The organism is Streptomyces atratus (assembly GCF_900119365.1).
Taxonomy (GTDB): domain Bacteria; phylum Actinomycetota; class Actinomycetes; order Streptomycetales; family Streptomycetaceae; genus Streptomyces; species Streptomyces atratus_B.
The window spans coordinates 99,456-122,972 of record NZ_FPJO01000011.1 but is presented as its reverse complement, the minus strand read 5'-3'; the positions used below and the strand labels follow the sequence as shown (position 1 = coordinate 122,972).

Below are 23,517 nucleotides of genomic sequence, written 5' to 3'. Positions count from 1 at the left end.
GGGCAACGGACGTCCGACAAATACGCGAACTTCACCCGGACGGGAGAGTTTCGGAACGCCCGCTGAACCGTAATCCAAGGAGAACGCCTGGCTGTCCGCCCGATTTTAATCGGGTCTGCCTGGTTTAGCCTTGTTTTTCGTAAACGACGGAGGTTTCTGAACGATGTCGCCCTCACGTGGCGCTCTCGCGGCCGGTGCGGTCCTCACCGCGGCGGCCGCCGCGACGATCGCCGTCGTCGTCTGGCCGGAAGGCTCCGACAACGGACTCGCCGGCGAGGGGTCGAACGCCCGCACCCCCGCGCCCGCCCCTTCACCCACCCGGAGCTACCCGCTCTCCACCGCCCCGCGCACCATCCCCGCCGTACGGGAGCACATCGCGGCCCGCGGTCCCGGCTGGCGCCCCGGCCCGGACGGCGGGGTGGTCGTCGCCGGCGGCAGCGGGACGCTCGCGGACGAGGGGCAGCTGCTGGCCAAGGAGCTGAAGATCCATTACCGGGGCGAGGTCCCCGCCCGCGCGGGCGATGTGGAGCTGGCCCTCGCCCCGGGCGGGGGCGCCCCCGAGTCGTACACCCTCGACGTCCACGACGGACGGGCCAGGATCAGCGGACCCGACCAGGCCGGGGTCTTCTACGGGACCCGCACCCTGAAGCAGTCGGTGCGCGCCGACGGCGCGATGCCGGAGGGCGAGGTGCGCGACCGCCCCGACCGGCCGCAGCGCGGCCTCAACCTCGACATCGCGCGCAAGCACTACACCGCCGCCTGGATCGAGGACCGGCTGCGCGAGATGGCCGACCTCAAGCTCAACCAGCTCGGCCTGCACTTCTCCGACGACCAGGCCTTCCGCATCGAGTCCGACACCCACCCCGAGGTGGTGTCGCCGGAGCACCTCAGCAAGGCGGAGGTCCGGCGGATCCTCGGCCTCGCCTCCCGGCTGCACATCGAGGTCGTCCCGGAGATCGACTCGCCGGGCCATCTCGGCGCGGTGCTGCGGGCCCACCCCGACCTCCAGCTGCGCAATGTGTCGGGCACCCGCTCGCCCGGGTCGCTCGACATCTCCAACCCGGGCTCGGCGAAGCTCGTCGACGAACTCCTCGGCGAGTACACCGAGCTGTTCGGCGGCGCGTACTGGCATCTGGGCGGCGACGAATACCTCGCGCTGATGGCACGGGACCCGGCCGCCTCCTACCCGCAGCTCCAGCGCGCCGCCCAGCAGAAGTACGGAGCGCAGGCCGGCATCAAGGACCTGACGACCGGCTGGCTCAACGACCGCGCGGCGGTGGTGCGCCCGCACGGCAAACGGCCCAAGGCCTGGAACGACGGCTTCTTCCGCGACGGGACCGTCCACGCCGACAAGGACATCGAGGTCGAGTACTGGACGGGCAAGGAGTACGGCGCCCGGCAGCCGGAGGAGTACCTGCGCGAGGGACGGCGCGTGGTGAACCTCAACGACGAGTTCCTCTATTACGTGCTCGGCCAGCCCAACAACTTCGTCTACCCGACGGGCGAGCGGATCTACGAGCAGTGGACCCCGCTCGTCCTGCGCGGCACCCAGCCGGTCCCGGCGCGCTACTCCGGCCAGATCCTCGGCGGCCGGTTCGCGGTCTGGGGCGACCTCCCGCAGGCGCAGACCCCGGCGCAGGTGGCGCAGGGCATCCGGATGCCGCTGCGGGCGACCGCCCAGAAACTGTGGGCCCCGGGGAAGCCGGCGCTGAGCTGGGACCGGTTCCGGGCACTGGCCGCACGGATCGACGGGACGGGCTGAGCGGAATCGGCGTGGACAGCGCGGTGGGCGGGAGCTAGGTTCCGCATGCCGCGCGCAACCGGGGAGGGGCGCGCGTTCTCGCGTTCGCGCTCAGAACCTTGGGGGGTTCCGCTTCATGCTCTGCTCCACCTGCCGTCTCAGACCGCCCGTCACCGACGACGGACGCTGTCCGCTCTGTGCCGGGCCGGCCGGTGCGGCGGCCCCGATGCCGCCCGCCCCGGCCTTCTTCGCGCCGCAGCAGTATCTGCGCTCGCCGGAGGGGCTCGCGAAGGCCGTCGTCGTGCTGCTGGCGGTCATGATCGTGGCGGACCTGCTCGCCGTGGCGGCGGGGCTGAACACCCACCGCGTGCTCGCGGCCGGGGTGGCGAACGACTTCGCGACGTACGACGAAGAGGCGGCGACCTTCGCGGACAATCTGTACGGGGCGGCGAGCTCGTTCCAGACCTTTGTGGGCCTGGCCATCGCGGTCGTCTTCATCATCTGGTTCCGGCGGGTACGGCTCAACGCCGAGGTGTTCGACCCGAGCATGCAGTCGATGAGGCCCGGCTGGGCCGTCGGCGCCTGGTTCATCCCGATCGCCAACTGGGTGCTGCCGCGCCGGATCGCGGGCGGCATCTGGACCGCGAGCGCCCAGACCAACACCGACGGCAGTTGGCGCACGGTCCCGGCCACCGTGATGAACCTGTGGTGGGGCGCCTGGGTCTGCTCGCAGATCCTCTCCCAGTACACGGCCCGGCGGTACTGGGCGGCCGAGCAGCCGCAGGAAATCCTGGACACGACGTTCCTGCTGGTGGCGACCGACGCCATCGACATCGCGGCCGCGGTGCTCGCCATCCTCTTCGTGCGCAAGCTGACCCGGATGCAGAGGGAGCGGGCGGCCCTCGGCGTGTATCCGCTGAGCACACCGGGTCTGGCGGAGCGCGCCTCCTGGGGCCGCGCCCACTGAGCGATGCAATTCGGCCCTCTGTAGTGACGGTTCTGAGCCATCTGGCGCTGAACGCGGTACCCGTTTCCTTGCCTGTTCCTGGCTGCGGTTGGTCACGCGTTGGCCACGTGACCAACCGATGGGTCGGTTGCCCGGCAAGCGCACGCGGGTCGGATGCGCTGGACATGCGTGCCCCCCCGTCGTGCCGGGGCACCCCGGGGTCAGCTCGTACCGTCGGCGAGCGCCTCCCTGACCTTGTCCCGCAGCAGCCGCACGTACTCCCGTGTCCACGTCTCGACCGTCGCCCGGTCCCACAGGTCGGCCGAGTACTCCACGGCACCCCTCAGAACGTCCCCGGCCGGGGTCAGCACCATGATGAACTCCGACCGGGACGCGGCCGGGGCGATCTCCGCCACCGTGGTGGTGAGTCCCGGCAGTTCGATCCCGGTGTCCAGCGAACTCTCGTAGGCCAGGCCGATGGCCAGGCCGTCCGGAATGTCGACGCCCCTGCGCTCCCGCATCGCCGGTGCTACCCGGCGCGGCGGCATGGCGTGCTCCATGCCCAGGACCGTCGTACGGGTGACGCGGTCCGTCAGCGCCGCGAAGGAACCAGCGCGCGCGTCACGGACCCGCAGGGCGAACCCGATGGCCGTGCAGCCCACCAGGGACTCGAACTCGCGGCTTTCCCGACCCGCGTAGGAGATGTTCATCACCACGTCCTCCTGCTCCGCCTTCGCCGCCAGCAGTCGGCCGAGCGCCGCCGCGGTCACCACGAAGGGCGTGGTCGCCCGCCGGACGGCCAGCCGTTCCACATCGGCCCGGATCTCGGCGGGCACGGTGAATTCGACGACTCCGCCCCGCCCGCTGAGTGTGTCGGGCCTCGGCCGGTCCAGCGGCAGATCCACCGTGAAGGGGGCGTCGGCGAGTTCCTCCAGCCAGTAGTCCGTGCGGCGCCCACCGGTCGCCGCCTCGTGAGCGACCTGCCAGTGCGCGTACTCCACCTGCTGTGGCGCTGCGGGTGACAGGCCGTGGCCGGTTCCGGTGACAGCCGTACGGTAGAGCGCGGCGAGTTCCTTCAGCAGCGTGGTCAGGGCCCACCCGTCGCAGGTGCAGTGGTGCATCACGAGCAGCAGCACCCACTCCTCGGCGCCGGTGCGCAGCAGGCGGGTGGAGAGTACGTCCCCCTCGAAGAGGTCGAGCGGTGTCTCCGTCGCCTGCTCGGCGAGCCGTCGCACCTGGGCCTGCCGTTCCGGCTCCGGCCGTGAGGTGAGGTCGTCGACGGGCAGGTCAAGGGGGCGGGATTCGAGCACTTCCTGCCGCCAGGAGCTGAGGCCCTCCCGTACCAGGCGGGTACGCAGCGCTTCATGACGTTCTGTCAGTTGCTGGAGTGCGGTGTGGAGCGATCCGGGGTCCAGCCGGCCGGAGAAGGTGATCCGCAGGGCGACGTTGAAGACCTGCGGCTTGGCGTGGCGGGAGTGCAGGGAGGCGAAGCGCGACTGCTGATGGCTGGCCGGGCCTCGGCGGACGACCCTTCTCGATCCGGCGCCGTGCACGAACTCCGTCATGGCGCGCAGCGTGGGCTCCTGGTAGAGGCGCGAAAGCGGGTATTCGATGCCCCACGCCTCTCTGATCCGGTTGACCAGCCTCATCGTGGTGAGCGAATGTCCGCCCAGGTCGAAGAGAGAGACATCCTGATCGATGCCTGACGGGGTGAGGCCGAACTCGGCCGCCCAGAGATCACGGAGTCCGTTCTCCACCGCGGTGAGGGGTCCGGCCTCCGGCGACGGGCCGTCGGCCCGGCGGGCCCCCTCTCCGTCAGCCGGGAGGAAGGGATCGGCCGACGGGAGCTGCGTCCGGTCCACCTTGCCGTTACCGGTCAGTGGCAGTTCGGTGAGGACCCGCCAGGCGCGCGGCACCATGTACTCCGGCAGGTGGTGGCTCAGCTCTTCGGCCCACCGGTCCGTGCGGGACCGTTGCTCCGCCGTGCTGTCGCAGCCCGGCTCGGTGGGTACCACATAGGCGGCCAGGAAGGCCTCGCCGTTCGCACGGCGCCGGCCGACGACGGCCGCCCGGCGGACACCGTCGAGACGGCCCAGCACCTGCGCCACCTCCTCCGGCTCGATCCGGAATCCGCGGATCTTCACCTGGTCGTCGGTACGGCCCACGAACACGAGTCGCCCGTCCGCCGTCCAGCGGACCAGATCACCCGTGCGGTAGTAGCGGGCCTCCGCCCCGGCCTCCGGGGCGGCCGCGAACCTCCCCTCGGTGAGGTCCGGCCGGTGCAGGTAGCCCGCGGCCACCCCCGGACCGCCGACGAAGAGCTCCCCCACCGCGCCGATGGGCACCGGCTTGTCCGACGCGTCCACCACGCGCAGGGTCACGTTGTCGGCCGGACGCCCGATCGCGATCACGTCCGCTCCCTCGTCCGGGACAGGCCCGTCGGCCCCGGGCGAGACCGTGTCGACGACGCACAGCACGGTCGTCTCCGTCGGGCCGTAGATGTTCAGCGTCTCGTAGGGTGCCTCGGGCCGGGGGCGGCTCCGGAGCGCCTCGCCGCCCAGCAGCAGATGGCGCAGCGGGGGCTGATCGGCCACCGGCAGGCGCAGCACCTGTTCGCCCAGGGCCGTCGGCAGGACGCTGAAGGCGATGTCCTGGTCCGCGTACCACCGGGCCAGGGCGAGTGGATCGCGGCGGATCGGCTCACCGGCCACGACGATCGTGCCGCCCGCCGTCAGCGCCGGCCAGATCTCCAGGAGGGAGGCGTCGAAGCTCTGGCTGCACACGACGGCACTCCGGTCGTCGCCGGTGAACGCGAAGCGTTCGTGGTGCCACTGGCAGAGGTCCACGAGGCCGCGGTGTGTGAGCACGACACCCTTGGGCGTGCCGGTACTGCCCGAGGTGTAGATGACGGAGCATGCGGAGAAAGGGGACGAGCCCCCGGTGTCGCTTGCCGGCCGGCTGCCTGCCCCAGGGTCTCCCGTCGGGGCGGCGTCCGGCGCGACGACGGTCACCGATCCGGGCAGCCGCAGGTCCTCCGATCCGTCAGCGCCGCTGATCACCGTGCGGGCGCCGCTCTCGGCGATCACCTGCGTGGCGCGGACGGCACCGAGCGACGGGTCGAGCGGCACATACGCGCAACCGGCCCGCAGCACGGCGAGCAGCGCCACGACGAGTTCCGCGGAGCGTGGCAGCCACACCGCCACCAAGGATTCCTGGTCACCGTCCGCCCGGTGTTCCGCGAGCACGGCGGCGAGCCGGCCGGCGCGCTCGTCCAGCTCCCGGTAGGTCAGAACGGCGTCCTCGCCCACCACCGCGGTCCGCGCGGGGTGCTCTGCCGCCTGCCGGGCGATCCAGTCGTGCACGGTGGTGTCCGCGACCGGCCGGACCGGGCCGTGTTCCCAGCTCTCCGGCACCTCGTCACCCTCGACCGCCGCACGCGCGAGCAGGGACAGCGGTGTGCCGGGCTTGCCGACGGCGGCGGCCAGAAGGTCGCGGAAGACCGTGAAGAACATGTCGATGGTGCCCGGCTCGAACAGCTCCGCGTTGTACTCCAGATGACAGCGAACGCCCTCCGGCCGGTCGGTGAAGTAGACCGTCAGGTCGGTCAGCGCCTTGTCGGGGCCCGCGTCCAGTGCGACTGCCTCGATGCCGGGGAGGTCGAGGCGGAACGGCTCCGCCGACTGGAACTCGGCGCACACCTGGAACACCGGCGTGCGGTCCGTCCTGCGTGGCGGAGCGAGCACGCGCACCACCTTCTCGAACGGTGTCCCCGCGTGGTCGTAGGCGTCGAGTGCGGCGGTACGCACCCGGTCCAGCAGCGTCGCGAACCCGGGATCGCCGGCGAGGTCGACCCGCAGAGCGAGGGTGTTGACGAAGAAGCCGATCAGCTCCTCGGCCCGCTGCGGCCGGTCCGAGACCGGGATGCCGATGACGATGTCCTCCTGCCCCGTGACCCGTTGCAGCATCGCCGCCCAGCCGGCCACCAGGGTCATGAACAGGGTGGCGCGGTGGCCGCGGCTCAGCTGCCTGACCTGTTCGGACAGGCCGGGGTCGAGGGAGCGGAAGACGGCGCGGCCTTCGGAGGTCATCTCCGCCGGCCGGGGGCGGTCGGTGGGCAGTTCGAGGACCGGCAGGTCACCGCCGAGCACGCGCAGCCAGTGGGCCAGGTCCTGCGCGGTGTCGGGGCCGTCCGCCGCCGCGCGCTGTTCCCGTGCGTGCCGGGCGTAGCTCCAGGTCAGTGCGGGCAGACCGGCCTCCGTGCCGTCGCGCTCCGCCCGGTAGAAGGCGGAGAGGTCCCGGCACAGGACGGTCGCCGAGGCCGCGTCGACCACGATGTGGTGGAAGGACAGGACCAGCACGTGCTCGTCGACTGCGGTACGCACGACCCTGCTGACGAACAGCGGGCCGTTCTCCAGGTCGAAGCGGCGGGTGCTCTCCGTCGCCAGTGCCTCCTGTACGGCGGCCTCGGCCCGAAGTGTGCCGTCCACCACGCCGAAGTCGGGCTCGGCGGCCTCCCGCACCAGCTGGACCGCCGAATCGCCGGCCTGCCGGAAGACGGTGCGCAGCCCTTCGTGGCGGGCGACGAGCCGACGCAGCGCGGTGTGCAGCGCCTCGGTGTCGAGCGCACCGCGCAGGCGGATCGCCTTCACCTCGTTGTAAGCGGTGCGTTCCGGGAGCAGGCGTTCCAGGAACCAGATCCGCTCCTGGCCCGGGGACAAGGGCGCACCCGGGGCGGGTGTCTGTCGCTCCCGGTGCCGGCGGCGGAGGGCGTCCAGCCGGGGGAGGCCGGCGCGCAGTTGGTCCGCGGAGACGCCGAAGTCGACCAGCGCGACGATCTCGTCCGCGCCCGCGTCGACCACCGCCTCGACCACGGGCAGGACGGTGTCCACATCGCCGATCAGGGCCCGTTGGTCGCAGTAGCGGCCGTAGGCGCGGCGGAAGACCACGTCCAGGTCGTCCTCGCTGAGCGATCTCAGGTCGGTGGTGACACCGAGACTGTTGGTGACGCCGCTGAACAGGGACAGGGAGGCCTGCATGTAGCGGGCCATCGGCGCGAAGGCCTCGGCCCGGGCGGTCTCGTGGTCCTCGGAGAGGTAGGTGTGCAGCAGGACGGCGACCCGCCCGGCGTCCGGGTCCAGGCCGTGCCGCGCCCGGGCCCGGCGGTAGCGGGCGATGTTGTCCCTGAGCTGGTCGATGTCCTGGGTCATCAGGTTGGTCACGATGCCCAGGTCGTGCGCGGCGGCGCGTTCGTACGACTCAGGGTTGGCGACCACCGCCGTGCAGAGCGGCGGCATCGTCTGGACGGGTCGCGGGAAGAGCCGGATCTCCCGTTCGCCGTCCCCGGTGGTGCGGCGCAGTGTCTCGCCCCGCCAGAGGCTCCGCACCTGTTCCAGCCGGTCGTACATCTCCTGCTTGTGCGGCCCGAAGCGCTCGGGGAAGAAGACGAAGTCGTTGGCGTTCCATCCGCTCGCGACACCGAGGCCGACGCGTCCGCCGGAGAGGTTGTCCGCCATGGACCACTCCTCCGCCACCCGGATCGGGTCGTGCAGCGGGAGCACGACCGAGCCGGCGTTGAGGCGGATGCGCCGGGTCTCCCGGGACAGCGCTGCGACCAGGACGGCGGGGTTCGGGAAGAGGCCGCCGAACGAGTTGAAGTGCCGTTCGGGCATCCACAGCGCCTCGAACCCGTGGCGGTCGGCGAACCGGGCCGCCTCCATGAGCAGTTCGTAGCGGCCCTCCTTCGGGCCGGGGCCGTCGTCCGGGTAGTCGCCGAAGAAGTAGAGGCTGAAGTCCGCGCGGCGCGGCGTCGTGTGCGCCGCGGAATCCGGGGCGGCTACGGGAACGGGGGGCGCATCGGCCACCGCTTCGACCACGGCTTCGGCCGGCGGGACCGGCCAGGCAGCCGCCGGTGTGACGGCTGCCTGGCCGGGAGCGGGCCTCCGGGTACGGGACGGGGCTCCGCCGGTGCGGAAGAAGCCGGCCTTCCGCAGGTCCCTCAGCGACCCCCGCACGGCGTCGGCCACGTGCTCGATGTCGCCGTCGGTGTGAGCCGTGGAGAGGAAGAAGTTGCGCCACTCCCATACATGCACGCCCCGCAGCATCAGGTGGTAGTAGAGGAGCTCCATGTCGGCGCGGTGCTCGAAGCGGAACTGGGAGCCGAACCAGCCCATCCGCAGGGGGAACTCCTCGGCCTCGAAGAAGTCGTTGAGCCCGGTGGCCAGTTCGGTCGTCCGGGCGTTGAGCCGTTCCTGCAGGTGCGGACTGTGTTCCTTCAGATGGGTGAGCACGGCGAGCGCAGCGGTCATCGACACGGGATGCTGCAGGTAGGTGCCGCCGAAGAAGGTGGTGTCGGCGGTCGGACCGCTGTCGTCCCCGTAGGTCCAGTAGCCGCCGTCGATCCCGTCCATGATGTCGGAGCGGCCGGCGACCGCGCCGATGGGGAATCCGCCGCCGAGGAGCTTGCCGTAGGTGGCGAGATCCGGGGTGACACCGTAGAGCTCCTGCGCGCCACGGAGAGCGGGACGGAATCCGGTCAGCATCTCGTCGAACATCAACACGATGCCGTGACGGGCGGTCAGTTCGCGCAGCCTGCGGACGAACGCGGCCGGCTGGAGCGAGGGATGCCTGCTCTGCACCGGTTCGACGACGACCACCGCGATCCGCGCCGCGTCCCGTTCGATCGCGCGAAGGGCCTCCTCACTGCCGTATTCGAGGACGGTCAGCTCGGAGACGGCACTGTGCGGGATGCCCCGGGAGACGGGCACGGTCCCCTCCTGGGCACCGTGGCCGGCCGGCCGGCCCAGCACCTGGTCGGCATGACCGTGGTAGGAACCCTGGAAGGTGACGATCCGGTCGCGGCCGGTGGCGGCACGGGCGAGACGGATCGCCGCCGCGTTGGCCTCCGTACCGGAGTTGGCGAAGGCCACCCGTTCCATCCCGGTCAGTTCGCACAGCAGCTCGGCGGCCCCGCCCGTCTCGACACTGCGGGGGCCGAGCCGGATGCCTCGGGAGAGGTGTTCGCGTACGGCTTCCCGGACGAAGCCGGGCTCGTGGCCGAAGAGGAGCACCCCGAAGCCCATGGTGATGTCGGTGTAGCTGTTGCCGTCGATGTCCTCGATCCGCGCGCCTTCCGCGCGACGGGCCGCCACGGGATAGAGCATCTCCTTGGTCGACTTGCGGAATCCGACGACCGCTCTGCTGTCGGCGAGTCTTCGACGGTGGCGCTGGGCGAGTTGTCTGGAGGCCGCCGTCCGCGCCGTGTACCGGCGTACGAGGTCGTCGAGGTGTTCTTGCTGAGTGCGGGGTGAGGTGGAGCGGACCATGCCGGCATCGGGGGCGATCACCACGCGCGGCCCGTGTGCCTGAGGCTGTTGCGTACTGCCGGCCATGGCTCGCCCGGCGTCGATCTGTTCGGTGACGCGCTGTGCGAGTCCGGCCATGGCGGCCAGGTCCCGGTCCAGGGTGGCCGTGAGGTTCTCCTGCTCGTTCACCGGACCACCTCGTCGTTCGGCAGGGTCGCCGTCGAGTCGCTCTGGACCGCGAGCAACTGGGAGAGCTGGGTGAGCACCTGGAGCTGGATCTTCGACAGCTGCTGGACCCGTTGGGCAAGCTCCAGCAGCTCCTGCCGGGTGACGAAACCGGTGTCCGCGACGGCGTGTGGGACAGGCGGTGCCCCGCCGGTCGACGCGGTGTGGACAGGCGGTACGCCGGGGGAGGGTGGTGTGGTGCGCTGCGCGGACATCGGTGTGTGGGCGAACGGCTGAGGAGCGCGGGCGGCCGGCTGCCGGGTGGCCGGTGCCAAGGGATCGGCGGAGGGGGGCTCCGCCGCGTACGGCTGTGGGATGGACGGCTGCGCGGTGGCCGCTGCCGGGCCGAAGGGCGGTGCGGCGAGCAGCTCTTCGGACGCCGGTCCGGTGGTGGCGGGTGCGGTGGCCGGCAGGGGGGCGGTTCCGGGCTGTCGGGGCAGCCGCGCAGCGACGAGTTCGGCGAGAAGCCGGGGCGTTCCTGTCTCGTCGAACAGCTCTCGCATCGTGATTTTGACGTGGTGCTCCTGTTCGATCTCCCGGAGCACATTGATCATGAGGAGCGAGTCCGCGCCGAGATCGAAGAACGGGGTGTCGGCCGGGACCGAGGTGAGGTCCTCTCCGAAGGTTCTGGAGAGCACACCGAGGATGCTGTCCAGTAGGTGCCTGGTCTCCGTCGCTTCTGCCGTCATGGTGCGTTCCTCTCTCGCCGGGGAAATGGGGCCGCGGGGCCTGGGTGGGGCCCCGATCCAGTGGTGTCGGTGCTGGAAGCGGTAGCCGGGCAGCGGGACGCGCCGCCCTCCGGTGCCGGCCAGGAACGTCTCCCAGCGGACATCCGCTCCCGCGCAGTGCAGAGCCGCCGCGGCGCCGAAGAGTGCTGTGAGTCCGGTGTCCCGGCGCAGGGAGGGAGTCGCCCGCACCGCGGGCAGGGAGCGGCGGGCCAGGCTGCTGAGTGTGGTGTGCGGCCCGATCTCCAGGAGCACGTCGGGCCGTTCACCTGCGACGGCACGCAGCGACGCGTCGTAGCGCACCGGCTCGCGGGCATGGCGGACCAGATGCTCCGGGTCCGGCATCCAGCCCGGTTCACGGGTCCGGCCGTCGAGAGAGCTGATGAAGCGGGTCCGTACCGGTGTGAAGGGGGTCTTCGCCAGTACCGCTGCGAACGCGTCGAGCATCGGCTCCGTAGCAGCGGTATGGAAGGCCCGGTCCACCGCGAGGCGTTCGTACGGGGTGCCCCGGTCATCGAGCGCGGCGCACATCCGGTCCACGTCCGCGACGGGACCGGCCAGCACCTGGGAGCGTTCCCCGTTGGTCACGGCGAGCTCCAGGCCGGGTTGCGAGGCGGCGAGCTCTGCGGCCCACTCCCGCTCCAGTGCTACCGCCACCATGGCGCCCGGCACGCAGTGATCCCGCATCAGACGGCCCCGATGCGTGCTGAGTTCCAGACCGTCCGCGAGCGACAGCGCCCCGGCGGCGAAGAGCGCCGCGTACTCACCGACGCTGTGGCCCGTCACGGCCCAGGGGCTGATGCCCGACTCGTCCCACAGCCGGACCAGAGCGCACTGCAGGGCGAACAGGGCCGGCTGCGCGGTCGCTGTCGACCAGACGGCCCCCGGTGCGCCCGCCCCCTCGGTGAGGAGTCCGGCCAGCATCGGTTCACCGGTGAGACGGCGATGCCACGCCTCGCAGGCGTCGAGGACCTCACGCACGACGGGAAACCGTTCGTACAGGGCCGCCGCCGCTCCGGGGCGGAGGGAACCCTGGCCGGTGAACTGGAACACCACCCGGGTGGGCGCGCCCCCCGGCGGCACGGGGCCCGCGGCGGTCGCGAGCGGTGCGGGGCCGGAGAGCCAGGCGTCGAGAGCATCGGCCAGCGCGGACGGTGTGCTTGCCCGGACCGCGATCCGGTGCCGGCCGTGCGAGCGCCCGAGGGCGGCGGTCGTGACGAGATCCGCCAAGGGCAGAGCAGTCCGCCTGCGGAGCACGTCGCGCAGGGACCGTACGTTGTCGGCGAGGGCTTCCCGGCTCGTCGCGGAGACCAGAAGCACGTCCGGCGGGGCCGCGGTGGCGGAACGCGGCCCGGGTTCGGGGGCTTCCTCAAGGATCAGGTGGACGTTGGTGCCGCCGATCCCGAGCGACGTGACACCCGCCCGCCGGGGGGTGCCGTTCTCGGGCCACGGCTGGAGGACACGGGGTGCGTAGAACGGGCTGTCCTCCAGCCCGAGCAGCGGATTGGAATCGCTGAAGCCCCCGATCGGCGGGATCACACCGTGCTTGAGCACCAGCAGGGCCTTGACGAGACCGGCCAGTCCGGACGCCACGTCGAGGTGCCCGATGTTGGTCTTGACGGCTCCGAGAGCGCAGTAGCCGGTCCGGTCCGTGTCCTGCCGGTACGCCGCGCCTGCCCCTTCCAGCTCGATGGGATCGCCCTTGAGGGTGCCGGTGCCGTGGGTCTCCAGATACCCGATGGTGTCCGCCCCGACGCCCGCGTGGTCCAGCGCCCGGCGTACGGCTTCCTGCTGGCCCCGCGCACTGGGCGCCGCGAACGCCTGCTTGCCGGCGCCGTCGTTGCAGATGCCCCAGCCACGGATGACGCCGTGCACGGTGTCGCCGTCCGCGAGCGCACGGGTCAGCCGTTTCAGTACGACGGCCACGACACCGGTGCCGCCGACGGTCCCGTTCGCGGCCGCGTCGAACGCCCGGAGCCGGCCGGTCCTGGAGAGGATCGAGCCCTTGACGTAGTGGTAGCCGAGGACCTGCGGGACATGGATGGCGCTGGCGCCGGCCAGCGCGATGTCGCATTCGTCCAGCAGCAGGGACTGGGCGGCCAGGTGCACACCCACCAGCGAACTGGAGCAGGCCGTCTGTACGTTGACGGCGGGGCCGGTGAGACCGAGCCGGTAGGCGACCCGGGTCGCGTTGAAGTCCGTGTAGTTGCCCACCAGGACCTGCATGCCGGCCAGCCAGTCGGCGATGTCCTCGTTCGGCAGGACGTTGTTGAGCAGATAGGACTGCATGTTGTACAGGTGGTAGCCGGTGCTGGCATAGACCCCGATCCGCTTTCCGTCCCGCTCGTCGGGGTAGCCGGCGTTCTCCAGGGCGTGCTGCGCGCACTCCAGGAACAGGCGATGCTGGGGGTCGGTCAGGCGGGCCTCGCGGGCGCTCATCCCGAAGTGCCGGGCATCGAACGCGGTGATGTCGTCCAGGACGGCCGAGGCGCCGATGAAGTCGTCGCGCCGGTACAGCTCCTCGGGGACGCCCGCGGCCTTCAGCTCGTCCTTCGTGAAGCGGGTGAAGCGGTCCTCGCCGTTGCGGATGATGCGCCACAGGTCCTCCGGCGTGTCGGCCCCTGGCAGCCGGAAGGACATCCCGACCACGGCGATGCGCGGGTCCTGCCCGCCACCGCCCATCAGCCGCGCCCTTCGTGCAGGGTGTCGCTGCCGGGCTGTCGCACCTGGTCGGGCCCGGCCGGGGAACGGCGCAGCACGAGCAGCGTCAGCAGGGCGAGGCACAGGACGATGGCGAGGCCGTGCAGGGAGGCGACCACCTGGAACGGGGACAGGGACTCCAGCAGCGATCCGCTGATCAGCATTCCCAGTCCGAACCCGGCGTTCTCGGCCGAGGCGGAGAGCCCGAAGAGGCGGCCGCGCTGCTCGTCGGGGACCATCTGGAGCCGTGACACGTAAACGACTTCGGTGACTCCGTCCGCCGCTCCGGCGACGAGTGCCGTGGCGAGCGCCGGTACGGTGGGCAGCCCGCTGAACACGACGATGAACGCTCCTGACATGACGCAGGCGCCGGCCGCGAAGGCCCGCTCGCCCAAGGTGTGCCCGGCCCGGCGGGTGTGCCGGGCCAGCACCTGCTGGGCGATGATGGTGCCGACCGCCCACGTGGCCCAGAACTGGCTGATGAAGGTGGCCGGATGATCTGGGTCCAGCAGGCTGGAGTAGACGGGCAGCGCGACGTTGTGCGAGGAGGATCCCAGCCCGTCGACGGCCCGCACGGCGATCATCGCCATCAGCACCGGCGCGCCGGCCCACAGCAACCGGACGGAACGGTGACCGGGGCTCGGGGTGCCGTTCTCGGCGCCCTTGGGCCCCTCGGACCGGGCCCTCGTGCGGATCGGCAGCACCAGCAGTACCGACGCGGAGACCAGGAACGTGACCGCGTCCAGGACGAACGCCGCCGTGTACCCGAGCTGCGCCACCACCACACCCGCCGAGGCGAAGCCCGCGATCATGGCGAGGGAACGGCCGGTGACCAGCTGACCGTTGGCGCGGGTCCGGTTCTCGGCCCCCACGATCTCCGGGATGCTGCTGCGCAGAGCGACCTGCGAGAGCGTCGAGCAGCCCCCGGTGACCACGGCCAGGCAGTACAGCAAGGAGATCCGGCCGGCCTCCGGGGCCAGGAGCAGCGCCAGGATTGCCAGCGCCTGGCCGAGGTCGGCGCCGACGATCAGACGTTTGCGGTCGTACGCCGAGACGAGGCGCCCGCTCACGAACCCCGCCCCCACGCTCGTCCCCAGCCGTACCGCCATGAAGAGCCCTGCGGCCAGGGCGCTCCCGGTGACGTCGTAGACGAAGACGTTCAGCGCGACCATGTTCAGATAGCTGCCGTACGCAGAAACGCCGTTACCGAGAACGAGCAGCCGGAAATGCTTCATTCACACCCTTTCGGAACCACGAGGGGAGTAGGCGCCGATCGCCCGCCGCCCCAGCCTCATGCGCTGGACCGGTCTCCCAACACCCCATCCCCCTTGCGGAGTTCACTGGGTCGCACATGTACCTGCCAATCCCGTCAAGCCTTGCCCGCCTGTCACGGGCTTCACACCAGGCCGCTGACATTTCCCGGCTCCGATCGATCCGTGGAGGCACGCGCGGGTGATCAGGGCACCGGGGCCGGCGACGTGCACCGCCACGGGTGTCCCGACCGGTTCCGCATCCACGACCGGCGGCACGGCGAGGTCACGAACGACTTGGAGGCGGGTGAGAACCCGGCGGAAGCGAGTGCCGACGTCCGGCATCACTCTCCGGGCCACGCGATGTCCCCAGGCGGAAAGCGTCGAGTCGAGGGGGCTCGCAAGCCGGCTTCGGGGACGGCGCAGCGCGCCGGTTCGGCGAAGCTCGGATGAACCGGCTGGCGCGTTGGTCACGCGAGTGGTCTGCTCACGTCAAAAGTGCAAGTCGGTGGGATAGAGGGAAATCGAGGACGACCGGGGCCGCCACCCCTGGCAGGACTGAGGCATTACGGCCCTCTGACCTGGGGCTTTGTGGCTCTGGTGCAGGTTCTGGACTTCCCGCTGGATCGACCTGCATCCAGGTGTTTCTGTCTTTTCCTGGGCGCTGTTGGTCACGCGTTGGTCATGGGCCGGTCCGGGAGTGGCTGTTCCGTCGGCGGGACAGCCCGTAGGGGGAGACACCTGTGAGCGGCTTCGCGGGCCCCTGCGGGAACGGGCCGACGCATCGCCGCTCGGGGCGCGATCGGCGCCCCGAGCGGTCGCAGGTGCGACGGGATCCCGCCCGGTCAGTAGGCCAGAGCCGGCTGCTCCCTGTCGTCGAGCATGGCGCAGAGCGTCGTGCGGGCTCGTGAGACCCGGGACCTGATGGTGCCCACGGGGCACGAGCTGGTCCGGGCTGCGTCGTCGTACGGCATGTCCAGTACCTGTGTCAGCACGAACGCCTCCCGACGGTCGTCCGGCAGTGATTCCACGAGGGCCATCAGAGCGATTCCCTCGTCGAAGCCGGGCAGGTCCCGCGGCTGACTGCACTCCGCGACGTACTGCCAGTCGGAAGTATCGGCGAGCCGAGGCCGGGAAGCAGCGCGCCGGATGCTGTCGACAACGGTTCGGCGAGCGATGGTCAGCATCCAGGCGCGAGCCGAGCCGCGGCCCTGGAAGAGATGGACCGTGCTCACGGCGCGCAGGAAGGTCTCCTGCACCAGGTCGTCGGCCACCTGGGAGTCGTCGGCCAGAGCGGTGACGTATCGCCGTACGTCGTTGTGGAGCGCGCGGAAGACGCGCTCGAAGGCGTCGGCGTCACCGGCTGCGGCGTCGACGGCCCATGCGGTGACATCGTCCTCCGTCGTCGCAGGATGTCCTTGGGCAGGGAGCATAGGAACTGCGGTTCCTTCCGGGTGTCCGGACAGGGCGCGGCCCACGGGTACGCCCCGTTCCGGGAAGTGGGAGATTTCGCCCGCACACCACGTGCACGAGCTGACGTCGGCGGTCCTGTGCCCGACGTGATCCAGCTGTCAGCGGACAGCGGTCTCCCACGGAGGGCCCCGGGTGACGAGCGTGTGGACGAGCAGCCGGGGGCGCGGACGCCCGCCGGAGCGGTCGACGGCCGGCGACGGGGGCGCGGACGGAAGGGGCCGGAGCGCGTCGAGAAGCGACAGGGGGAGGTGGAAGCGGTCCGCCAGGGCCCGCAGGATCTGGAAGGCCGCGCGCTCGCCGCGGGCCAGCCACAGGCCGCACAGCAACGCCGCCACCGCGTGCGCCGCCAGCATTCCCCAGGAGGCCGTGCCGGTCATCGCCCCCATGTCGTGCACGGGCTGGGCCGCGTGGGCGCCGTGGGAGGCGTGTCCGAGAGCCGCTATAGCGGAGGAGCCGCCTTCGAGGCGGGGCAGCCGCATGCTGTCGGTGAGACCGGCCTGCGCGGCGATGTCATAGGCCCGGGCCGCCGCGGCCGTGTCGCTGTGCGGGCCGCAGAGCAGGGCGTCCGCCCATCTCAGCGCGAGCGCGGAATCGCCCCCCGACGCCGGGGCCGTCTGTTGTGCGGTCTGGACGAGCGTGAAGGCACCGTGGAGCGCTGCCTGAACCGCGACGGTGAGAGCGACGACCGTGGCCTGGCTCCGTTCCCGGCCGGCGACGAGCCAGGCCAGTGCGCCGACTCCTCCTGCACACAGGCCCAGAGCCCACCAGGGGAGCGGATCGTCCGACATGAGGGCGTGGCCGCAGGCAGCGAGTGCCACGCACACGACCGCGAACAGCGCGGACCGTGTGGCGCGAAACCGCCATCCCACCGACATGGCACCCGATCCTGGCATTCTCCCCGCGACACCTCCAGGCCGGGTCCCGTGTGGTGTGTTCCGGGCTCTGTTCCTGCCGCTTCGACGGCCCCGGCCGCCCACCTGCCGGCACATGAGGGGTCGTACGGTGACGACTTCCGGTTCCCGTCGCCCCAGGAGTTTCGGAAGCATCGGGTGCGCGCGGGCGGCCCGCTGTGCTTCCACGCCGGAGGGCAACGGAGCGTGTGGCCCGGAGGCCGTGGGAATCACCTCGGTATTCGGGCCTCGGCTCCCGCCCGGGGGCCAGCGAGCGTGGAGGGCCGGGGCCGGACGGCTTCGGTCGCCCGTCACCACAGTGGTCGCGCGCCGTCTCCGCGCCGCTCCCGGGGTCACCCGGACGGGCGCTGTGACGCTGTTCACTCCCGCGCCGGGGAACTCCGGTCAGGCCGTCTTCGACTTCTGGACTGCCACGAGCCGTTCGACCACGGCTCGCGTCGAGAACGTCGAGGAGCACTCTGTGGAGCAGACGGCAGACCCTGTGCCCGAAGCGAAGACCGCCCGGTTCGTCCCACCGCCCGCGTTGTGGGGATTCCTGTTCCTCCTGGGGGCGCTGTTCGCGGGCGCCTACGCCGTGGGGGCCGCCGTGGGGCCGGTCGCGCCCGGCATGCACGGCCCTGGGATCACCGGCGACGCGCCCGCCGGTGACGGGGGCATGCCCATGGACCACGGGGGCGGGCACTGATGGCATCTGATGCGGCGTCCACGGCAGTGGTGACGGACATCGCCGTCGGTGGCATGACCTGCGCGGCCTGCGTCCGACGGGTCGAGCGCAAGCTGGGAAAGCTGGACGGTGTCACGGCGGAGGTGAACCTCGCCACCGGCCGGGCCCGGGTCAGCCATCCCGCCCGGGTGACCACGGACGAACTGACGTCGGCGGTCGAGGCCGCTGGGTACACGGCACACCTCGTGGTGCCGTCGGCGGAGGGACAACGGCCCGCGCGGACCGAGGACTCCACAGAGGCCGACGCCGAGCAGGAACGTGAGCGGCTGCTCATCACCGCGGCGCTGTCCCTGCCCGTACTCGTCCTGTCGATGGTTCCCGCTCTGCAGTTCGACAACTGGCAGTGGCTGTGCTTCGTGCTCGCCGCACCGGTTGCCGCGTGGGGGGCCTGGCCCTTTCACCAGCGGGCGCTGAGCGGCCTGCGCCACGCCGGCGCGACCATGGACACGCTGGTTTCGCTGGGTGTGGTCGCGTCCTTCTGCTGGTCGGCGTACGCGCTGTTCCTCGGGGGAGCCGGTGAGCCCGGTATGCGCATGCCGTTCAGCCTGGTGCCCTCCTCCTCCGAGGGCATGGCGCACGTCTATCTCGAAGCGGCGGTGGGTGTGCCGCTCTTCGTCCTGGCGGGCCGGTTCCTGGAGGGCCGGGCCCGGCGCGGGACCGGTGCGGCACTGCGTTCGCTCGCACAACTCGCCGCGAAGGAGGTGACTGTACGGCGCCGTGGCTCGGAGGAGCTGCTGCCGATCGAACGGCTGCGGGTCGGTGACGTGTTCGTGGTCCGTCCCGGCGAACGCGTCGCCACCGACGGAGCGGTGACCGAGGGCAGCTCCGCCGTCGACCTCTCCCTCGTCACCGGTGAGTCCGAGCCCGTCGAGGCCGGTCCGGGGACCTCCGTGACCGGCGGCTCCGTCAACGTCGGCGGTCTGCTCCTGGTCCGTGCCACAGCGGTCGGCGCGGACACGCAACTCGCCCGCATCACCAAGCTGGTCACGGATGCCCAGGCGGGCAAGGCGCGTGCCCAGCGCCTGGCCGACACCGTCGCGGGCGTCTTCGTCCCGGTCGTCCTGGCGCTCGCGGCCACGACTCTCGGCTTCTGGCTCGGCGCCGACGCCGACCGACAGGCTGCGATCACCGCCGCCGTCGCGGTCCTCGTCGTCGCCTGTCCGTGTGCGCTGGGGCTCGCGACGCCGACGGCGCTGATGGCGGCCACCGGGCGCGGCGCGCGGCTGGGCGTCCTGGTGAGCGGACCGCAGGCGCTGGAGGGGCTCCAGCACGTCGACACCGTGGTGCTCGACAAGACCGGGACCCTCACTTCAGGACACATGAGCGTCGGGCGGGTCACCGCGGTGCCCGACGGGCTGGACGCGAACGAGGTCATCCGGCTCGCGGGCGCCGTCGAGCAAGGTTCGGAACATCCGCTGGGCCGGGCGATCTCGGCCCATGCGCGCCGCGCGGCCGGGGACAACCCCCTGCCCGCCGTGTTCGGGTTCCGGGCCGCTGCGGGGCACGGTGTGAGCGGACACGTGGACGGACACGAGGTGGAGGTACTGGCGCCCGACGGCACGGAGCTGCCCGCGTCCCTGCGGGCGGCCCGGGAACGGGCGGACGAAGCGGCCCGTACGGCGGTCCTGGTGCGGGTGGACGATGCGGCTGCCGCGATCGTGGAGGTGGCCGATCTCGTACGGCCCGGCAGTTACCGTGCCGTCGACCGGCTGCGCAGGCTCGGCGTGCGCCCCGTACTGGCCACCGGCGACCGGGCCGCCGTCGCGCGGGCGGTCGCCGAGGACCTCGGCATCGCGGAGGTCCACGCCCGCTGCACACCGCAGGACAAGGCCGAGCTCGTGCGCAGGCTGAGGGCCGAGGGCCGACGGGTCGCCGTCGTCGGGGACGGTGTCAACGACGCGGCCGCACTCGCCGGCGCGGACCTGGGCATCGCCATGGGCACCGGGACCGACGTGGCGATCGGCGCCGCCGACGTCACTCTCGTACGCAGCGACATCGAGGCGCTCGCGGACGCGGTCCGGCTGGCCCGTCACACGCTGGGCACCATCCGCGTCAACCTCGTGTGGGCCTTCGGCTACAACGCCGTGACCATGCCGCTGGCCATGGTCGGTCTGCTCAACCCCATGGTCGCCGCCGTCGCGATGTCGCTCAGCTCGGTCCTCGTCGTGGCCAACAGCCTGCGCCTGCGCACCTGGCAGCCGTCGCCGGCTCGGCAGCCTCGTCCCCGTTCGGCCCCGCGGAGCATCCTGTGACACCTCCGCCCACCCCCGCCGCGATCACTGCGGTGAAGCTCATATCCTCTCCCTCTCCTCAGTGGAGCGCGCGCTCATGAAGAACCTCTACCGGGGTCCCGGCCTCCGCCGTGTACGGGAGGCGGTCGGGACCGGCGCGGTGGCGGCAGCCGCCTCCCTCGCCGCTGTCGGCGGCCTGTCCGCCTGGACCACCGCCGGATACGCAGGCAGTCCCGCGCAGATCGAGGTGCGGGAGGCCCGCGTGCTGCTTCCGGTGATTCCCGGAAGGGACACCAACGCCTACTTCCGCATCGTCAACACCGGTGGCACATCGGACCGACTCCGCTCGGTCGCCTCCCCCGTCGTCGGGCGGGGCGTCGAGCTGACCGCACACCGCATGAACGCGATGAACGGGGCCTACCGCGAACGGACGGAGACCGTGGACGTCCCGGCGTACGGCGAGGTGGAGATGTCTCCGTACGGAGCGGCCGTGACCCTTCCCGCCGACGAGATGTGGCGGCCCGGGGACCGCATCACATTCACCCTCGACTTCGTACGGTCCGGCCGTGTCACCGTCGACGCCGTCGTGAGGCCGGTCACCCTGGGGTCCGCATCGTGAGAGCGGCCCGGCGGCCCCGAGAGCCCGCCAGGCTCTCGCACTCCTGATCGGTTTTTCTCGGCCGTGACGGGAACTCAGGCGGAAAGCCGTTCGACTTTTGATACGGAGCGGCCACCGACCTCCCGGGGGCCGCGGCCACAGAGGCGCTGGACGGGACACCTGAGTCCGATCCCCGTTGCAGCAGGGCGGAAAGGAAGTCGTGATGCAGTCGACCGATGAGCAGTTCGCCGCGATACGTGATGAGTTCGGCCCCGACTCGCTCGCGCGGGTGGAGGAGATGATGGCACCGGGAGGACTCCCCAGACATCCGCTGCAGGCGGGCGCGAAGTGGATTCTGCCGGGCATATCGCAGAAGCCCTGGCACGATCCGAGGAGCGACCCGGCCATCGCGTCGCTCGTCGACGCTCTGGAAAGCGCCCACGGCGCGATCAGTGCGGAGCACGAGGGAGCCTGGCGGACGAAGCGCGCGGTCTTCTCGGACTACGAGCACTACCTGACACGCCAGGACGACTGGCAGTCCCTCCACCTCTACCGGGACGGGGAGCTCATGGCGGAGTCCGCCGAGACCGCTCCCACCGCGTTCGACATCATCAAGAACGTCGCCGTCGGCGACGGCCTCATCTGCCCTCTGCTGGAAAGCCACTTCTCGACGCTGTTGCCGGGTTCCCGCATCGCTCCGCACTGCGATCTGTGGAACTTCAGCATCAACCTGCACTTTGCCGTCGACATCCCGGACGACTGCGACATCACCGTCGCCGGTGAGACGCGCGTCTGGGAAGAAGGCCGCTGTCTGCTCTTCGACTACTCCTTCGAACACCACGCGGAGAACCGGGGGAATCGTCCGAGGACCTGCCTTCTGGTCGATCTCTGGCATCCGGAGACAACCGTTCCCGAACGGCGGGCGCTGACCGCCCTGGTGACGGAGGTGCGGAAGCTGCTGGGGGAGATGTGATCCCGCGCCGCGCGCCGGACCGGGGAGAGCCGGAACCAGGCACGCGTCGGCGCCACTGACTTTCCGGCCCCTGCACATCCGGTCGACCCAGTTGCTCGGCAACGGGGTCCCGCACCGTCCACCGTGCCGAAGCGGACACCGGCCGGCCATACCGCGACTTCCTTGCCCCGCCCCTCCGCCGGGGCCGCGTCAGGCATGCCCGGACGCACTTCCTCAAGCCTTCCCGACCCCGCCACCTCATCCATCGAGCTCTTCACTCCGAGAAGGAACGATCATGTCCGCGACCGCAGCCGAACACACGGCAGCACGTCGGCCCCTCGGCCTTCCGGTGGTCGTCCTCGCGCTGGCCCAGCTCGTCATCTCGCTCGATTACAGCATCGTCTACGTGGCACTGCCGGACATCGGCGCCGGACTGGGATTCTCCGACCACGACCTCCAGTGGGTGGTCAGCGCGTACGTCGTCACCACCGGAGGCTTCCTGCTGCTCGGCGGACGCGCGGCGGACCTGCTGGGTCGCCGCAGGATGTTCGTCCTCGCGACGGCGATATACGCGCTCTCGTCACTGATAGGCGGTCTCGCGCAGTCGCCCGGGGTCCTGCTCGCCGTACGCGCGGCCCAGGGGATCGGTGGCTCCCTGCTGTTCCCGGCCACGCTGTCGCTCATCAACACCACCTACGCCGAAGGGCCGGTGCGTAACCGGGCACTCGCGATCTGGGGCGCGGCCGGCGCGGGCGGGCTGTGCTTCGGTTCGATCCTCGGCGGCGTCCTGGTCCACGGGCGCGGCTGGCCCTCGGTGTTCCTGGTCAATGTCCCCGTGGCCCTCGCTCTGGCCGTATTCGGCCGGCTGCTCTTCGCCGCGGACCCGCCCCGGGACCGCACGCGGCGCTTCGACGCGGCGGGAGCACTCGCCGCCACCGCCGGGCTCACGCTGCTCGTCTTCCTGCTGGTGTACGCGCCCGCCGCGGGATGGACGCGCCCCGCGGCCCTGGCTGCCGGAGCCGCCGGGATCCTCTGCCTGGTCCTCTTCGCCGTCATCGAGGTGCGGGCACATGATCCCCTGATGCCCGTCCGCCTCTTCCGCCACCGAGGGCTGGTCGCGGCCACGGGGGTGGCGGCCCTGTTCAGTGCGACGTTCAGTTCGCTCCCGTACTTCCTGACCCTCTACTTCCAGGCCGTGCGCGGCTACGACGCCTTCGTCACGGGGCTCTGCTTCCTCCTCCCTGCGGTCGTCGTCGCGGTCGGCACCCAGGCGGGGGCTCGGGCCGTCGCCCTGTTCGGCATGCGGCGTCTGCTGGTCGGCGGACTGGGAGTCGGTGCCGTCGGCGCGCTCGCCCTGGTGCCGGCCGTGGCGGCGAACGGCTCTTATCCGGCGCTGCTGCCGGGGATCGTGCTCATGAGCGTGGGACAGGGGGCCGCGTGGACGGCCCTGTGGATCGCTGCCGCCTCGGGAGTGGCGCCCGGTGACCAGGGCATCGCCTCCGGGATCGCGTCCACGTTCCTTCAGGTGGGCGGCGCGGTGGGCCTCGCGTTGCTCGTCGCGGCGGCCTCCTGCATCGGCCAGGAGTCGTCCGTCCCGGCTCTGGTCGACGGCATACGGACGGCCCTGCTTCTGACTTCCGGGTCGCTGGCGCTCGGCTCGCTCGCCGCTCTCGTGATCCGCCGGCCGAACACCTCGTGAACACCTCGCCGCCCACCAGAACCCCACCGACACCGCTTCCC

General features: G+C 71.4%; 12 protein-coding genes. 7 read left to right on the top strand and 5 right to left on the bottom strand.

Annotated elements, in window-relative coordinates:
* Positions 1-163 precede the first annotated feature (163 nt).
* Entirely contained in the window at positions 164-1,762 is a 1,599-nt protein-coding gene (locus tag BT364_RS20135; RefSeq protein WP_072486589.1) for a beta-N-acetylhexosaminidase, read from the top strand.
* A 115-nt stretch (positions 1,763-1,877) separates the two neighbouring features.
* Positions 1,878-2,708 carry a DUF4328 domain-containing protein gene (locus BT364_RS20130; protein WP_107408267.1) on the top strand — a complete coding sequence of 277 codons (831 nt, stop codon included), beginning with the start codon at positions 1,878-1,880 and terminating at the stop codon, positions 2,706-2,708.
* Between the two features lie 200 nt (positions 2,709-2,908).
* Here BT364_RS20130 and BT364_RS20125 read toward each other — a convergent pair whose 3' ends face one another.
* From BT364_RS20125 to BT364_RS20105, 5 genes are all read right to left on the bottom strand, one after another.
* Positions 2,909-10,177, bottom strand: coding sequence for a non-ribosomal peptide synthetase (locus BT364_RS20125; RefSeq protein WP_072486588.1), 7,269 nt, complete (start codon positions 10,175-10,177; stop codon positions 2,909-2,911).
* The gene (locus BT364_RS20120; RefSeq protein WP_072486587.1) at positions 10,174-13,620 is read right to left on the bottom strand and encodes a type I polyketide synthase; all 3,447 of its coding nucleotides are present in this window, start codon (positions 13,618-13,620) and stop codon (positions 10,174-10,176) included. The genes BT364_RS20125 and BT364_RS20120 overlap by 4 nt, the downstream gene beginning before the upstream one ends.
* Positions 13,620-14,873, bottom strand: coding sequence for an MFS transporter (locus tag BT364_RS20115; protein WP_072486586.1), 1,254 nt, complete (start codon positions 14,871-14,873; stop codon positions 13,620-13,622). The genes BT364_RS20120 and BT364_RS20115 overlap by 1 nt, the downstream gene beginning before the upstream one ends.
* A gap of 860 nt (positions 14,874-15,733) precedes the next feature.
* The gene (locus tag BT364_RS20110; protein ID WP_072486585.1) at positions 15,734-16,321 is read right to left on the bottom strand and encodes a sigma-70 family RNA polymerase sigma factor; all 588 of its coding nucleotides are present in this window, start codon (positions 16,319-16,321) and stop codon (positions 15,734-15,736) included.
* 138 nt (positions 16,322-16,459) lie between these two features.
* The gene (locus tag BT364_RS20105) at positions 16,460-17,179 is read right to left on the bottom strand and encodes a hypothetical protein (protein WP_371268627.1); all 720 of its coding nucleotides are present in this window, start codon (positions 17,177-17,179) and stop codon (positions 16,460-16,462) included.
* 442 nt (positions 17,180-17,621) lie between these two features.
* Here BT364_RS20105 and BT364_RS20100 point away from each other — a divergent pair, with 442 nt between their 5' ends.
* The 5 genes from BT364_RS20100 to BT364_RS20080 all read left to right on the top strand — a co-directional run bounded on the left by BT364_RS20100 (position 17,622) and on the right by BT364_RS20080 (position 23,476).
* Positions 17,622-17,957, top strand: a complete 336-nt coding sequence (locus BT364_RS20100; RefSeq protein WP_371268626.1) for a hypothetical protein — start codon at positions 17,622-17,624, stop codon at positions 17,955-17,957.
* Positions 17,957-20,248, top strand: a complete 2,292-nt coding sequence (locus tag BT364_RS20095; protein ID WP_072486583.1) for a heavy metal translocating P-type ATPase — start codon at positions 17,957-17,959, stop codon at positions 20,246-20,248. Before BT364_RS20100 ends, BT364_RS20095 begins: the two co-directional genes overlap by 1 nt.
* A 76-nt stretch (positions 20,249-20,324) precedes the next feature.
* The gene (locus BT364_RS20090; RefSeq protein WP_072486582.1) at positions 20,325-20,846 is read left to right on the top strand and encodes a copper chaperone PCu(A)C; all 522 of its coding nucleotides are present in this window, start codon (positions 20,325-20,327) and stop codon (positions 20,844-20,846) included.
* A 202-nt stretch (positions 20,847-21,048) separates the two neighbouring features.
* Positions 21,049-21,798 (top strand): aspartyl/asparaginyl beta-hydroxylase domain-containing protein, encoded by a 750-nt coding sequence (locus BT364_RS20085; protein ID WP_079179552.1) that lies wholly within the window; start codon positions 21,049-21,051, stop codon positions 21,796-21,798.
* Between the two features lie 274 nt (positions 21,799-22,072).
* Positions 22,073-23,476: an MFS transporter gene (locus BT364_RS20080; RefSeq protein WP_072486580.1), complete on the top strand. Its 1,404-nt coding sequence runs from the start codon at positions 22,073-22,075 to the stop codon at positions 23,474-23,476.
* Positions 23,477-23,517 lie beyond the last annotated feature (41 nt).

Excerpts from the sequence above, each read along its gene's own strand:
- BT364_RS20135 (WP_072486589.1), top strand. The coding sequence starts at position 164 with ATGTCGCCCTCACGTGGCGCTCTCGCGGCCGGTGCGGTCCTCACCGCG.
- BT364_RS20130 (WP_107408267.1), top strand. The coding sequence starts at position 1,878 with ATGCTCTGCTCCACCTGCCGTCTCAGACCGCCCGTCACCGACGACGGA.
- BT364_RS20120 (WP_072486587.1), bottom strand. The coding sequence starts at position 13,620 with ATGGGCGGTGGCGGGCAGGACCCGCGCATCGCCGTGGTCGGGATGTCC.
- BT364_RS20115 (WP_072486586.1), bottom strand. The coding sequence starts at position 14,873 with ATGAAGCATTTCCGGCTGCTCGTTCTCGGTAACGGCGTTTCTGCGTAC.
- BT364_RS20110 (WP_072486585.1), bottom strand. The coding sequence starts at position 16,321 with ATGCTCCCTGCCCAAGGACATCCTGCGACGACGGAGGACGATGTCACC.
- BT364_RS20095 (WP_072486583.1), top strand. The coding sequence starts at position 17,957 with ATGGCATCTGATGCGGCGTCCACGGCAGTGGTGACGGACATCGCCGTC.
- BT364_RS20090 (WP_072486582.1), top strand. The coding sequence starts at position 20,325 with ATGAAGAACCTCTACCGGGGTCCCGGCCTCCGCCGTGTACGGGAGGCG.
- BT364_RS20085 (WP_079179552.1), top strand. The coding sequence starts at position 21,049 with ATGCAGTCGACCGATGAGCAGTTCGCCGCGATACGTGATGAGTTCGGC.
- BT364_RS20080 (WP_072486580.1), top strand. The coding sequence starts at position 22,073 with ATGTCCGCGACCGCAGCCGAACACACGGCAGCACGTCGGCCCCTCGGC.